This window comes from Streptomyces sp. cg35 (genome assembly GCF_050410835.1).
In the GTDB taxonomy this organism is placed as follows: Bacteria; Actinomycetota; Actinomycetes; order Streptomycetales; family Streptomycetaceae; genus Streptomyces.
The window spans coordinates 7,514,430-7,526,974 of record NZ_CP191268.1; the positions used below are offsets into that span (position 1 = coordinate 7,514,430).

The window sequence follows — 12,545 nt, forward strand, 5'->3', positions numbered from 1 at the left end:
GCTCAGTTGCTCTTCGCGCCCGCCTGGACGATGGCCTTGAGGATCACCTGCTGGATGTCGGCCGGGTCGCTGACCTGGTGCCCCGAGCCGCCCGTCGCCTCGGCGATCTGCTCGATCTCGTCCTTGTCGGTGTCCGGGCCGACGGCGATGGCGATCAGCGGCACCGGGTGCTCGCGGTCGGTCAGGGTCTCCAGCTGGGAGATGAGGCTGCTGCGGGACATCGAGCCCGGGTCCTGGTTGACGCCGTCGGTGACGACGACCACGGCGTTGAACTTGCCGCTCTTGTACGACGACGTGGCCTTCTTGTAGGCGGCGAGCGTCGTGTCGTAGAGGCCGGTCGCTCCGCCCGGGACGGGCTGCAGGGAGGTGAACGCGGCGGACAGCTTGTCGCGCTGGGTGCCCGAGCCCTTGCGGTCGCCGAGGCGCTCGGTCGGGACCAGCTCCTTGTAGTCGCGGTCGCCGTCGAGCAGGGTCGAGAACTCCCACAGGCCGATCTCGTCCTCCGGCGTGAACGTCGACAGGGCCGCGAGCATCGACGCCTTCGTCACCTCCATCCGGGACTCGCCGCGGCCCGGCACCAGGTTGGACATGGAGGCCGAGGCGTCCACGACCGTGCTGATGCGGGCGCTCTGCACGGTGATCGTCCACATGCCGAGGGTCTCCTCGATGTCCGCCTCGCCGGGCGGCTGCGAGGTGGGCTCCGCGTACGGCTGCGGGGAGCGGGCGCCGGCCTCCGTCGCGACCGTGTCGGGTGAGGAGCCGCCCTCGGTGCGAAAGCCGTGCCGCTCCAGGACGGACCGGCCGTCGGGGGCGCCGAGCAGGGTCATGAAGCGGACGGCGGCGCGGCTCTCGTCGGTGCTCAGGGCGGACTCGTCGACCAGGGAGAAGGGGTAGTTCAGCTCGGGCGAGCCGTCCTTCGGGTAGAAGAGGTCGAGGGCGCCGCCGTCGCCGGCCTCGGCGTTGTGCGCGAAGGCGGCCTGCTCGGAGAGGATCAGTGCCTCGTTGCGGCGCGGGTTGCCCTGCTCGGTGCCGGAGCCGTCGCGGGCCACCGTGTCCATCAGCTGCCCGTCGCTGTCGGACGTGCGCTGTGAGAGCACCTTCGCCATGGCAGCGGCCTGGGTGCCGTCGTCGCCGGACTTCTTCGCGGCGCCCGCCAGCTTGGTGAGCGCGAGCAGACCGGTGGAGCTGCGGGCGGGATCGGCGGCGCCCAGGCGCAGCTTGTCGTCCTCCATCGCGGCGCCCGTCAACTGGGTCCAGCTGTACGTCTTGTCGGGCCAGCCGAAGGCCTTGGCGGCCGACGGCACCATGCCGACGCCGATCGGCGACGTGGCGATGTCCCCGGCAGCCGTGAGCTGGGTCGCCTTCGCGTTCTGCTCGACCCGCTGGATCCACAGGTCCGAATCCGGCACCCACACCTGGTAGTCGGGTCTGCCCTTGCCCGCGCGCAGCGCGTCGGCGACCTTGTACGACTCGCGGCCGGTGACGGTGACGTCGAGGCAGTTGCCGTCCGAGGTGACCTTCTTCTCGCGGGCGTGGTCGGCCGCGTCCTGCAGCGCGGGTGCCACGTCCGGCGAGGCGACGACGTCGAGGTGCACCTTGTCGCCGCAGGAGTCGCCGAGGTCGAGGAGGTCGCTGCGGACCGCCAGGGCCGTGCCGGCCGCGACGACGAGCACGAGGGCCGTCGCGATGGCCACCGTGCGTCCCCGCGAACGGGGACGCGGGTCGGCCGTGGCCGTCCCGTACTCGTCGGGCATGCTGCTGTGACGTCCCATGACGGTGGTGCCCCTCCCTGAGCCGTAAAGGCAGTTGCGATATAAGCGATGAAGCAAGAGAGGGGAGAGGTGCGCCGGACTGCGGCGCTCCGCCCCCCTCGGCCTGTCGCGCGCGATCTTCGTACCTGCATTCGAGACCCTAGCGGGGCGGCGTGAGGGATGAGGCGGGATTACTCAAGTGAAGGCAGGTGTGCAGGTGGAGGCGGGGTCGGTGGCCGGTTCTTATCCCCAGGAGGGGCTCTCGCGACGATTTCTGCGGGACGAGACGCTGCTCGTATTGGGGCTTTCGCTCGGTGCGAGCGGCGTGTCCGCGCTGATCAGCTTTGTCGGATCGGTCACCAAACCGGGCGGTCTGAAGGATCAGGCGGCGACCCTCAACGCCTCGGCCGCGCCCGGGCGTCCCTGGCTTGATCTCGCGTGGCAGTTGTTCGGGATCGCGAGCGCTCTCGTGCCGGTCGCGCTCGTCGCGCACCTCCTGCTGCGCGAGGGCGAGAGCCTGCGCACGATCGGCTTCGACCGGACGCGGCCGTGGTTCGACGGGGCGCGGGGCGCCGCGATCGCGGCCGTGATCGGCAGCACCGGTATCGCGTTCTATCTCGCGGCCCGCGGCCTCGGCTTCAACCTCACGGTGGTGCCGGAGGCGCTGCCCGACGTGTGGTGGAAGTACCCGGTGCTGATCCTCTCGGCGGTGCAGAACGCCGTGCTCGAAGAGGTCATCGTCGTCGGGTATCTGCTGCGCAGACTCGGGCAGTTGGGCTGGACGCCCGGCACGGCGCTGGTCGCGTCGTCCGTGCTGCGCGGTTCGTACCACCTGTACCAGGGCATCGGCGGGTTCTTCGGGAACCTCGCGATGGGCGTCGTCTTCGCCTTCCTGTACCGGCGGTGGGGGCGGGTCGGGCCACTGGTCGTGGCCCATTCCCTCTTGGACATCGGCGCGTTCGTCGGATACGCGCTGCTCGCGGGCAAGGTGGGCTGGCTGCCCACCGCCTGACGGCTACGCGGTGAGGTCGCCCTCGATGACGGTGACCGCGCTGCCGGTCAGCAGAGTGCGCTCGCCGCGCAGTGCCACCCGGACCAGGCCGGTGCGCGGTGAGGCCTGCAGGCCCGTGAGGTCGGTGCGGCCGAGGCGCGGTGCCCAGAACGGTGCCAGCGCCGTGTGCGCGCTGCCGGTCACCGGGTCCTCGTCGATGCCGACGCGCGGGAAGAAGCAGCGGGAGACGAAGTCGTGGCCCCGGGCGGGGTCCTCGGCGCGGGCCGTCGCGATGATGCCGCGCTCGAAGTGATCGGCCAGCGCCTTGAGGTCGGGGGACAGTGCCCGGACCGTCTTCTCGTCGGGCAGTTCGACCAGCAGGTCGCCGACCGAGGGACCCGTGTCGTGCGCCGAGAGCGGTACCGCGCCGAGCACGTCGGCGAGACCGGCCGGCGCCGGCTCCTCGGTGAGCGGTGCCGTCGGGAAGTCGAGCGTGAGGGAGCCGTCCTCGTGCGGGGTCGCGACGAGGACGCCGCTGCGCGTGGCGAATCGGACCGGGCCCCGGGCCGTGCCCGTCGAGTGCAGCACATGGGCCGCGGCGAGGGTGCCGTGACCGCACATGTCGACCTCGGTGGCGGGCGTGAACCAGCGCAGGGCCCAGTCCGCCGCACCGCCCTCGGGCAGCGGGTGCGCGAAGGCGGTCTCGGCGTGGTTGACCTCGGCGGCGACGTTCTGCAGCCAGGCGTCGTCCGGGAAGGCGTCGAGGAGGAGGACGCCGGCCGGGTTGCCGGCGAAGGGGCGGTCGGTGAAGGCGTCGACGATACGTATACGCATGTCGGAGAAGGTAGTTGGCATGCCGGGGCACCGGCCAAGGCCAATCGCGCGCCGGTGGCATGACCGCCCCGCCGCGGCGGCGGGCCCGGTGCTCAGTGGCGTACGAGAGCGGCGGGAGCGACCGTGTCCGAGCCGACGAGTTCCGCGACGCGGCAGTCGGCGATGCCGTCCCCGACATGGTCGAGCAGCCGCTCGCCGCCGTCCGCGAGGAGCGGCACGATCGCCAGGCGCATCTCGCCGGCGAGGCCCGCGCGAAGGTACTGCCGCACGGTGGCGGGGCCGCCGCCGATGCGGACGGCGCGGCCATCCGCCGCGTCGCGGGCATCCGGTCGTGCAGCCCCGCGACGCCGTCTCCGAAGGGGGTGTCCAGGCGCTGGCGCGGTCCCGCCGCGAAACCGCAGAGACGCGGAGCTCGGGCATGGCGTTCTCCCTGGTCGTGGGCTTGCACCCTCGAACTGTCCCGGTGGGCCCCGCACCTCTGCGTCGATCGGCGACGGCCCGGATCCGCACGTGCCCGGACAGCTCTTTTCGGCAGGTGTTGCCAAGCGAACTGTTCCGATATATCGTTGAGACATCGCGATCGGTCAATGATCGCGGTCAATGAATCCTTCGATCAGTTACGAAAGGACTGATTCCCATGCGTACCCACGGACACGACCACGGACATGGACACTACGGACCCGGCCACGAGGGCCGGGGCAGCTTCGAGCGCGGCGGCTTCGAAGGCCGGCGTGCGGCGTTCGGACCCTTCGGCCCGGGTTTCGGCCCCGGCCCCTGGGGCGGACGCGGCGGCCGCGGGGGCGGGCCCCGGGGGCGGGCGCGGCGCGGTGATGTGCGCGCCTCGATCCTGGCCCTCCTCAAGGACCGCCCGATGCACGGCTACGAGATGATCCAGGAGATCGCCGAGCGCAGCGGCGGCGCGTGGAAGCCCAGCCCGGGCTCCGTCTACCCGACGCTCCAGCTGCTCGAGGACGAGGGCCTGATCGTCAGTGCCAGCGAGGGCGGCAAGAAGCTCTTCTCGCTCACCGAGGCCGGTACCGCCGCCGCCGAAGAGGGGCCCGACGCCCCCTGGGAGGAGCCCGGTCGCGGTGTCGACTGGGAGGCCATGAACGAGATCCGGCAGGCCGGCTTCGGTCTGATGGAGGCGTTCGGCCAGGTCTGGAAGACCGGCAGCAAGGAGCAGCGCGAGAAGGCGATCGCCGCCATCAACGACGCGCGCAAGAAGCTGTACCTGATCCTCGCCGACGAGGACTGAGCCCGTGCGGGCCCAGCCAGGGTGCAGAGCGCGGAAGAGGCGTCCCGTACGACATGTACGGGGCGCCTCTTCGCGTGCGTACCGGGACGTCCCGCGGGTGGGGCGGGCCGAACGGGTCAGGCCACCAGGCCGCCCAGCTTGCGCAGCGACTCCTGGAGCGCCGCCGTCGCCGAGTCCTTCAGCTTGCCGGCCATGAGGGAGACGGCCGCGCCCGTGAACTCGCCGTCGATGCGGACCGCCGTCGCGTCCCCGTCCGGGGTGAGGCTGTAGCGCGTCCTGACGTTCACGCCCATCGGGCCCTTGCCCTGGATCGCCAGGGTGCGGGCGGTCTCCAGTTCCTCGATGGTCCAGGTGACCTCGGCCGGGAAGCCCATCAGCTTCATGTTCTCCTCGAACCGGCCGCCGACCTCCAGCGAGGTGGGGCCGCCCTTGGGGAAGTCGGTGTGGGTGGCGTTCCACTCCCCGTACGAGGAGAAGTCGGTGAGCTGCGCCCAGACCTTCTCGGCAGGCGCCTCGATGCGTGCTTCCGCGCTGACTTCGGCCATGCGGCCACCCCTTTGTGTCGAGAGCTGTCGAGAGCCCTACGGGCTGTGGTGTCGCGGAAAGTAGCCGCCCGGCCTCGAACATTCAATACTGATGAACCGTCAGGAATCAGGGGAGGGCTTGCTCAGCCCACGCGTTCGATCTCCGCCGCGTCGAACAGGTCGTACGCGCGCGGATGCGGACCCTCGTCGTGGCAGTGCCAGGCGTCCCAGAACAGGTCGGCGGGCAGCGCGTCGTCCGGGGCGTACACCCGGTACACGTATTGCCTGCCGTCGATCGCGGGCAGGGCCACGAGCCAGCACCTGCTCTCCATATCTGTGACGGACGAGCGCCGAGGGGGTCGCGGTTGCGCGCGAAGCGCAGGGCAAGGAGGCGCGCGCCCCGCAGCGGCGGGCGGTGCGATCTCATCCCTGAGGAGGAGAAGTCGTTCATTCGTGCCCAACTTGTGTCGGACACGAAAATGCTCCCCGGCGGGGATGTTCCTGTGCATCGCGGCTGATGGGGTGGGGTACGTGCAAAGCCCTATCCCGTCGGACGCCACCGCGCACGGCCATCCCCAGGAAGAGACCCCCGACGCCCGGCTCAGTGACGAGCTGGCCCTGGTCGTCGCGGCGGCCCGGCGGCGCGCGGTGCGGGACGGGGACCGTCAGATCGACACCGCCCATCTGCTGCACTCGCTCCTGGAGACCGACCCCGAGGTGCGCGACGCCTTCGCCGACGGGGGACAGGTCGCGCGGCTGCTCGGCTATCTCGTGCAGCGCAGCATCGGCTACGGGCTGCAGTGGCAGGGCGCCGTGGAGGACTCCGGCGCGGTCCCCGTCGTCAGCGGTGTCCCCGGCTGGTCCCCCGTCGCCGCCGCGGCGATGGAGTCCGGCGTCGAGCGGGCCGCCGGCCGCGGGGACGAGCGGGCCCGCGGCGTGGACGTCCTCGCGGCGCTCGCGGCGGACGTGGAGTGCCGCGCGGTCGAGGTGCTCGGCCGGGCCGGGGTGGACGTGGCGGGGCTGCGGACCCGGCTGAACTGACATCGCCTCCGGAGCGGCCCCGTCCGCCCTGTGAGACAGGGGTCATCGGGAGTGACGGTCCTGACCGTCCCTGTCATGATGTGCCGGTGCACGGGTCAAAGGGGTCTCAGGGGATTCAGGAAACCAGTGGGCGCGGCTTCGGACCGGGGCTCGCCCTGGTCTCCGCGCTCGCGTTCGGCGGATCGGGCGTCGCGGCCAAACCGCTGATCGAAGCGGGTCTCGACTCCCTCTCCGTGGTGTGGCTGCGCGTCGCCGGCGCGGCCCTCGTCATGCTGCCGGTCGCCTGGCGGCACCGCGCGCTCGTACGCCGCAGGCCCCTGCTGCTCGTCGGCTTCGGGCTGCTCGCCGTCGCGGGCGTGCAGGCCTGCTACTTCGCGGCGATCTCCCGCATCCCCGTCGGCGTGGCCCTGCTCATCGAGTACCTGGCGCCCGCCCTGGTCCTCGGCTGGGTCCGCTTCGTCCAGCGCAAGCCCGTGACCCGGGCCGCCGCGCTCGGTGTGGTCCTCGCCGTCGGCGGGCTCGCCTGCGTGGTCGAGGTCTGGTCGGGGCTCAGCTTCGACCTGCTCGGCCTGCTCCTCGCGCTCGGCGCGGCCTGCTGCCAGGTCGGCTACTTCGTCCTGTCCGACCAGGGCAGCGACGCGGGCGACTCCGGCGGCGAGGTGCCCGATCCGTTCGGCGTGATCGCGTACGGATTGCTGATCGGCGCCGCCGTCCTCACCGTCATCGCCCGCCCGTGGGGCATGGACTGGTCCGTGCTCGCGGGCAGAGCCGCCATGAACGGCACGTCCGTCCCCGCCTGGCTGCTGCTGTGCTGGATCGTGCTGATCGCCACCGTCCTCGCGTACGTCACCGGCGTGGTGTCCGTACGGCGGCTCTCGCCGCAGGTCGCCGGTGTCGTGGCCTGCCTGGAGGCGGTCATCGCGACCGTCCTCGCCTGGGTCCTGCTGGGCGAACACCTCTCGGCGCCGCAACTGTTCGGCGGCGCGGTGGTGCTCATCGGCGCGTTCATCGCGCAGTCGTCGAAGCCGGCGGGGCAGGAGCAGCCCTCCGCCGCCGAGCCGGAAACCGCGTTGTCCCGCTCGGGCAGCGCCGTCTAGGGTGACGATCATGCATTCACGCGCACTCGTCCTGCCGCCGCCGGCCGTCTAGGGCCGGTCCGGCCACCGGCCGGACCCGGGCTGTCCGGCGATCCGCCGCACCGTGACCGTCACCGACCGGTGGCCGGTCCGTACGGTGCCGCGTGCCGCGCCGGACCTCCCGATGACGGGTGCCGATCTCTCCGTGACCGGACGGATCCGCCCGTCGGGCCCTGGCGCGGGCGGCCCCTCCCGAACGTGGATCCCCGGCTCGGCCGGGGCCCGGCCGTCCGCCGACGACGGTCCGTGTTCCCGGCACCCGCCGCGGCGGGTCCCTTCTCCGTGGAGATCCACGTGTCGAATGCAGTCCCGGTCGGCTCAGCCGTGCCGTGTTCCCCGCTCCATCCCGCTCCGCAACTCCCGCTGACCCGCGGCCTGCTGTACCTGGCCGTCGCCGGCCTGGCCTGGGGCACGGCGGGCGCCGCCGCCTCCCTCGTGTTCCGGCACAGCGACCTCGGGCCCGCCGCCCTCTCGTTCTGGCGGTGCGCCGGAGGCCTGGTGCTGCTCGCGGCAGCCCGGGCACTGCGGCGCCGGCCCGTCCCGCGCCCCACCGAACCGCTGGGCCCCAAAGCCGTCCGGCTCGGTGTGCTCGGGCTGTGCCTCACCGTGTTCCAGACCGCCTACTTCGCCGCCGTCGCGGTGACCGGGCTCGCCGTCGCCACCGTCGTCACGCTCGGCGCGGGCCCGGTGCTCATCGCGCTCGGCGCGCGGCTGACCATGGGGGAGCGGCTCGGCCGCGGCGGAGTGATCGCCGTGGCGGGCGCCCTCGGCGGCCTCGCGGTGCTCATCCTGGGCGGCGGGGGCGCGACCGTGCGCCCGCTGGGCGTGCTGTGGGCCCTCGTCTCCGCGGCCGGGTACGCCGTGATGACACTGCTCACCCGGTGGTTCGGGCGCGCGGGCCGGGCCGGTGACCAACTCGGCACGACCGTGGGCACGTTCGCGGTCGCCTCGCTCGCGCTGCTGCCGTTCGGCGCGGCCGAGGGCCTGGTCCCGCACACGGTGCACCCCGTGGAGGTCCTGGGCCTGCTGGCCTACATGGCGTCCATGCCGACGGCGCTGGCCTACGCCCTGTACTTCGCGGGGGCGGCGGTCGTGCGCTCCGCCACCGTGTCCGTGATCATGCTGCTCGAACCGGTGGGCGCGGCCGTCATCGCCGTGACGCTGCTGGGCGAACGGCTGACCGCGGCCACCGTGGCGGGCACGGTGCTGATGCTGGCCGCGGTCCTCGGGCTCGCCGTGGCGGAGGCCCGCTCCCCGCACTGAGCCGACGGCTCACGCGCCCCGGCGCCGCCGCTGCACCGCCAGCGCGGCGGCGTCCCGGGGCCCGCCGCGCTCGGCGAGCCCCGCGGCGATCCGGTCCTGGACCTCCTCCGGCTTGTGCCCGGCGTACTTGAACTTGGCCCGCACATCGGTCACTTCGAGCCGCAGGCCGCGGATCCCGGGCAGCATGCGCCCGTACGGGGCCTCGCCCACCGCCGCGGTCGCCGAGAGACCGGGCGGCTGGAAGTGGCCCACCTGACGGTTGAGCAGCGCGGCCTTCTCCTCGGGGTCGTCCACGACACGGGCGGTGCACCGCAGCTGAACAGCGCTGTACACGCTCGTCGGCGTCCCGTGCTCGGCCGGGGCGCCGGGCAGCGCCTGCCACGGGCCCGGCACGAACGCGTAGTCGTCGACGACGCTGAGCAGCACCTCGGGGCTCGCGTCGAGCGCGGGCCACACCGGGTTCGGGCGGGCGAGATGGGCGACGACCTCGCCGAACTCCCCGCCCGACGACGGGTCGTACGCGAAGTGCAGGGGCTGCACGAACGGCGGCTCGCCCGGCAGTCCGTTCACCGCGAGCTGCCCGAAGTCGTGGGCGGCCAGCCACTGCTGCCACTCGGCGGCGTCGCGGGCCGCGTCCCACGGGTGGATCAGCATCACAGGTCCCGCAGGTAGGAGGGGACCTCGATGCCGTCGGCGAGGTCGTCCGCCGGGATCAGCGGGCCGTACCCCCGCTGCAGCGGGACGACGCCCGTCCAGTGCGGCAGGTCCAGGTCCTCCGGCTCGTCGTTCGGGCCGCCGGTGCGCAGCTTCGCCGAGACCTCGGCGAGGTCGAGGCTGAGCACGGCCGTCGCGGCGAGTTCCTTGGCGTTCGCCGGACGCGAGTCGGCGGACCGGCCGGGCACCACGTGGTCCACGAGTGCGTCGAGGGCGAGCCGCTTCTCGTCCGGGTCCGTGACCTGGTGCGCGGTGCCGTGGATCACCACGGAGCGGTAGTTGATGGAGTGGTGGAAGGCGGAGCGGGCCAGCACCAGTCCGTCGACGTGCGTCACGGTGAGACAGACCGGCAGACCCGGGTCCTGCTGTCCGGCCATGCGCAGCGGCCGCGATCCCGTCGACCCGTGCACGTAGAGGCGCTCGCCCACCCGGCCGTACAGGGTGGGCAGCACGACCGGGGCGCCGTCGCGCACGAAGCCGAGATGGCAGACGTACGCCTCGTCGAGTATCGCGTGCACCTGGGCGCGGTCGTAGGCGGCACGGTCCTTGGAGCGGGTGGGGACGGTGCGGTCCGTGGGGACGTAGGCGGTGTCGGTCGCCTGCTGCTCGGGGGCCACGCTCATGTTGCGAACTCCATTGCACTAGTGCAAACTGTGGTTTGTGCTAGAAGAGTATCCGATCAAGGGGCGTCGTGCCGCGGAGATTTCCGCGAGCGTCGAGCGCGCGGTGGCCGACGGAGGCCTGGAGCCGGGGCAACTGCTGCCGCCGATGCGGGAGTTGGCGCAGCAGCTCGGGGTGAACCCCAATACCGTCGCGGCCGCGTACCGCACCCTGCGCGAGCGCGGGGTCATCGAGACCGCGGGCCGGCGGGGCAGCCGGGTGCGCCCGAAGCCGGCGACCACCGCGCGGGAGCACATCCGGGTGGACGTGCCGACCGGTGTGCGGGACGTGTCCGACGGGAATCCGGACACCGCGCTGCTGCCCTCGCTCGTCGAGGCGTTCACCGCCGCGGCCGCCGTCGCGGACCGCGATCCGGTGCTCTACGGGGACGACCCGCTGGAGCCGGAACTGGTGCGCCGGGCGCGGGCGGGCTTCGACTCCGACGGGGTGCCGGACGGGCCGGTGGCCGTCGCCTCGGGGTCGCTGGACGCGATCGAGCGCGTGCTCGCCGCGCACCTCAAGGCCGGTGACGCGGTCGCCGTCGAGGACCCGGGGTGGGGCAGCATGCTCGACCTCGTGCCCGCGCTCGGCCTGCGCCTGGTGCCGGTCGGCGTGGACGACGACGGACCACTGCCGGACGAGGTCGAGCGGGCGCTGCGCGACGGGGCGCGGGCCCTCGTGGTGACCGGCCGGGCGCAGAACCCCACCGGTGCGGCGGTCGGTGCGGCCCGCGCGAAGGCGTTGCGCGACGTACTGGAGGCGCACCGCGAGGTCCTGCTCATCGAGGACGACCACGGGCACGGCATCGTCGACCTGCCGCTGCACCCGCTGGCCGGTGTCACCCAGCACTGGGCGTTCGTCCGCTCCGTCGCCAAGGCGTACGGTCCTGACCTGCGGCTCGCGGTGCTCACCGGCGACGCCGCCACCGTCGACCGGGTGCGCGGCCGGCAGCGGCTCGGGCCCGGCTGGGTCAGCCGCATCGTGCAGCGGGCGGTGACCGGCCTGTGGGCGAGCGGCGCGGTGGACGCGCGGGCGGTCGCGGCCTCGTACGGGAAGCGGCGCGACGCGCTGATCGCGGCCCTCGCCGAGCGGGGCGTCGAGGCGCACGGTCGCAGCGGGATGAACGTGTGGATCCCGGTCCCCGACGAGACCGGCTCGGTGGCGCGGCTGCTGCACGCGGGGTGGGCGGTCGCGCCGGGCGCCCGGTTCCGGATGAACGCCGGGCCGGGTGTGCGGATCACCGTGTCCCGGCTGTCCGTCGAGGAGATCGAGGCCGTCGCGGACGTCGTGGCGGCGGCCGTCGGGCCCGCGCCGGCACGCTCCTACGCCTGACGCGGGCCCGACGGTTCCGTCAGGAGCGGGCCCGGGCCCGCGACTGGGTGAGCGCCGCGCCGGCCAGCACGATCACCGCACCGACCGGCGTCGACCAGCTCAGCGACTCGCCGAGCACGGCGACGCCCGCCGCGGTGGCGATGACCGGGATGAAGTACGTGACCATCTGCGCGGTCGTCGGGCCGACCTCGGCGACCAGGCCGTACTGGATGAGGACCGCGACGCCGGTGCCCAGAGCGCCCAGAGCGATGATCGCGAGCAGCGGGACGATGCCGAACCGGCTCGGCCAGGACGTGAACAGCGGTGTGACGAAGGCCAGTTGGACCGTGGCGAGCAGGAGCTGTGCGCCGGTCATCGACAGGTGCGAGTGGCCCGTGTGCGCGAGCGTGCGGCGGACGTAGATCCACCCGACCGGGTAGCTGAACGACGCGAGCAGGGCCATCGCCGTGCCCGTCACGTCCAGACCGTGGAAGCCCTGCCAGATGCCGAGGACCGTCAGCACCCCCAGGAATCCGATGCCCAGGCCGGCGACCCGGCGCCGGGTCGGCCGGTCCTCGGACAGCGCGACCAGGGACAGCACCATGCCCCACAGCGGCGACGTCGCGTTGCAGATCCCGGCCAGCGTCGACGGGATCGTCTCCTCGGCGAAGGCGAACAGGGAGAACGGCAGCGCGTTCAGCAGGAACGCCGCGACCGTCAGATGCCCCCAGGTGCGGGCGCCGCGCGGCAGCCGCTCCCGCTTCACGGCCATCGCCGCCGCGAGCACCAGCGTGCCGAACACCAGCCGCCCCAGCGTCACCTGGAACGGGGCGTATCCCTGCGTGCCCACCTTGATGAGCAGGAAGCTGAAACCCCAGATCAGGGAGAGGACGCCGAAGCGGACGCGCCAGTCGAGGGCGCGGCGCGCGGGGGAGGTGGCCGGGGCGGGGGACGCGGAGGGCGCTGCGGTCCGGGCGGCGCTGACGGTGCTCATGGACGTAAGGATCGCGCCCCCGCTCTTCGTAGCACAAGCGAGACTTCTTGCGGGATATCGCTTAGCATCCC

At 73.0% G+C, this 12,545-nt stretch carries 14 protein-coding genes; 6 read left to right on the forward strand and 8 right to left on the reverse strand.

The features are described from left to right. Positions 1–2: 2 nt before the first annotated feature. On the reverse strand, positions 3–1,772 hold the full coding sequence (locus ACQUQD_RS34390) for a substrate-binding and VWA domain-containing protein (RefSeq protein ID WP_428956082.1): 1,770 nt from the start codon (positions 1,770–1,772) through the stop codon (positions 3–5). A 190-nt stretch (positions 1,773–1,962) separates the two neighbouring features. On the opposite strand from ACQUQD_RS34390, the gene ACQUQD_RS34395 reads away from it, so the two are divergent. Next, complete coding sequence (locus ACQUQD_RS34395; RefSeq protein WP_428957724.1) at positions 1,963–2,763, forward strand: CPBP family intramembrane glutamic endopeptidase; 801 nt, start codon at positions 1,963–1,965, stop codon at positions 2,761–2,763. A 3-nt stretch (positions 2,764–2,766) separates the two neighbouring features. Here ACQUQD_RS34395 and ACQUQD_RS34400 read toward each other — a convergent pair whose 3' ends face one another. Both ACQUQD_RS34400 and ACQUQD_RS34405 read right to left on the reverse strand, forming a co-directional pair. Then, the gene (locus ACQUQD_RS34400; RefSeq protein ID WP_428956083.1) at positions 2,767–3,576 is read right to left on the reverse strand and encodes a PhzF family phenazine biosynthesis protein; all 810 of its coding nucleotides are present in this window, start codon (positions 3,574–3,576) and stop codon (positions 2,767–2,769) included. Between the two features lie 92 nt (positions 3,577–3,668). After that, positions 3,669–3,845, reverse strand: a complete 177-nt coding sequence (locus ACQUQD_RS34405; protein ID WP_428956084.1) for a hypothetical protein — start codon at positions 3,843–3,845, stop codon at positions 3,669–3,671. A gap of 368 nt (positions 3,846–4,213) precedes the next feature. Between ACQUQD_RS34405 and ACQUQD_RS34410 the strand changes: the two genes are divergently transcribed. Further along, on the forward strand, positions 4,214–4,831 hold the full coding sequence (locus tag ACQUQD_RS34410; RefSeq protein ID WP_428956085.1) for a PadR family transcriptional regulator: 618 nt from the start codon (positions 4,214–4,216) through the stop codon (positions 4,829–4,831). A gap of 116 nt (positions 4,832–4,947) precedes the next feature. On the opposite strand, the gene ACQUQD_RS34415 is transcribed toward ACQUQD_RS34410, so the two are convergent. Continuing rightward, positions 4,948–5,376, reverse strand: a complete 429-nt coding sequence (locus tag ACQUQD_RS34415) for a type II toxin-antitoxin system Rv0910 family toxin (protein WP_428956086.1) — start codon at positions 5,374–5,376, stop codon at positions 4,948–4,950. A gap of 122 nt (positions 5,377–5,498) precedes the next feature. After that, positions 5,499–5,687: a hypothetical protein gene (locus ACQUQD_RS34420; RefSeq protein ID WP_428956087.1), complete on the reverse strand. Its 189-nt coding sequence runs from the start codon at positions 5,685–5,687 to the stop codon at positions 5,499–5,501. A gap of 199 nt (positions 5,688–5,886) precedes the next feature. Here ACQUQD_RS34420 and ACQUQD_RS34425 point away from each other — a divergent pair, with 199 nt between their 5' ends. From ACQUQD_RS34425 to ACQUQD_RS34435, 3 genes are all read left to right on the forward strand, one after another. After that, complete coding sequence (locus ACQUQD_RS34425) at positions 5,887–6,396, forward strand: Clp protease N-terminal domain-containing protein (protein ID WP_428956088.1); 510 nt, start codon at positions 5,887–5,889, stop codon at positions 6,394–6,396. Positions 6,397–6,476: 80 nt separating this feature from the next. Next, positions 6,477–7,493: an EamA family transporter gene (locus ACQUQD_RS34430; protein ID WP_428956089.1), complete on the forward strand. Its 1,017-nt coding sequence runs from the start codon at positions 6,477–6,479 to the stop codon at positions 7,491–7,493. A 363-nt stretch (positions 7,494–7,856) separates the two neighbouring features. Beyond that, complete coding sequence (locus tag ACQUQD_RS34435) at positions 7,857–8,795, forward strand: DMT family transporter (RefSeq protein ID WP_428957725.1); 939 nt, start codon at positions 7,857–7,859, stop codon at positions 8,793–8,795. A 9-nt stretch (positions 8,796–8,804) separates the two neighbouring features. Here the strand turns inward: ACQUQD_RS34435 and ACQUQD_RS34440 are convergent, their stop codons facing one another. Both ACQUQD_RS34440 and ACQUQD_RS34445 read right to left on the reverse strand, forming a co-directional pair. Next, on the reverse strand, positions 8,805–9,449 hold the full coding sequence (locus tag ACQUQD_RS34440) for an FMN-binding negative transcriptional regulator (protein ID WP_428956090.1): 645 nt from the start codon (positions 9,447–9,449) through the stop codon (positions 8,805–8,807). Next, positions 9,449–10,132: a pyridoxamine 5'-phosphate oxidase family protein gene (locus tag ACQUQD_RS34445; protein ID WP_428956091.1), complete on the reverse strand. Its 684-nt coding sequence runs from the start codon at positions 10,130–10,132 to the stop codon at positions 9,449–9,451. Before ACQUQD_RS34445 ends, ACQUQD_RS34440 begins: the two co-directional genes overlap by 1 nt. A 37-nt stretch (positions 10,133–10,169) precedes the next feature. Between ACQUQD_RS34445 and ACQUQD_RS34450 the strand changes: the two genes are divergently transcribed. After that, positions 10,170–11,501: an aminotransferase class I/II-fold pyridoxal phosphate-dependent enzyme gene (locus ACQUQD_RS34450; protein ID WP_428956092.1), complete on the forward strand. Its 1,332-nt coding sequence runs from the start codon at positions 10,170–10,172 to the stop codon at positions 11,499–11,501. Positions 11,502–11,520: 19 nt separating this feature from the next. Here the strand turns inward: ACQUQD_RS34450 and ACQUQD_RS34455 are convergent, their stop codons facing one another. Next, on the reverse strand, positions 11,521–12,474 hold the full coding sequence (locus ACQUQD_RS34455) for a DMT family transporter (protein WP_428956093.1): 954 nt from the start codon (positions 12,472–12,474) through the stop codon (positions 11,521–11,523). Between the last annotated feature and the right edge of the window lie 71 nt (positions 12,475–12,545).

Excerpts from the sequence above, each read along its gene's own strand:
- ACQUQD_RS34455 (WP_428956093.1), bottom strand. The coding sequence starts at position 12,474 with ATGAGCACCGTCAGCGCCGCCCGGACCGCAGCGCCCTCCGCGTCCCCC.
- ACQUQD_RS34420 (WP_428956087.1), bottom strand. The coding sequence starts at position 5,687 with ATGGAGAGCAGGTGCTGGCTCGTGGCCCTGCCCGCGATCGACGGCAGG.
- ACQUQD_RS34390 (WP_428956082.1), bottom strand. The coding sequence starts at position 1,772 with ATGGGACGTCACAGCAGCATGCCCGACGAGTACGGGACGGCCACGGCC.
- ACQUQD_RS34445 (WP_428956091.1), bottom strand. The coding sequence starts at position 10,132 with ATGAGCGTGGCCCCCGAGCAGCAGGCGACCGACACCGCCTACGTCCCC.
- ACQUQD_RS34415 (WP_428956086.1), bottom strand. The coding sequence starts at position 5,376 with ATGGCCGAAGTCAGCGCGGAAGCACGCATCGAGGCGCCTGCCGAGAAG.
- ACQUQD_RS34400 (WP_428956083.1), bottom strand. The coding sequence starts at position 3,576 with ATGCGTATACGTATCGTCGACGCCTTCACCGACCGCCCCTTCGCCGGC.
- ACQUQD_RS34440 (WP_428956090.1), bottom strand. The coding sequence starts at position 9,449 with ATGCTGATCCACCCGTGGGACGCGGCCCGCGACGCCGCCGAGTGGCAG.
- ACQUQD_RS34410 (WP_428956085.1), top strand. The coding sequence starts at position 4,214 with ATGCGTACCCACGGACACGACCACGGACATGGACACTACGGACCCGGC.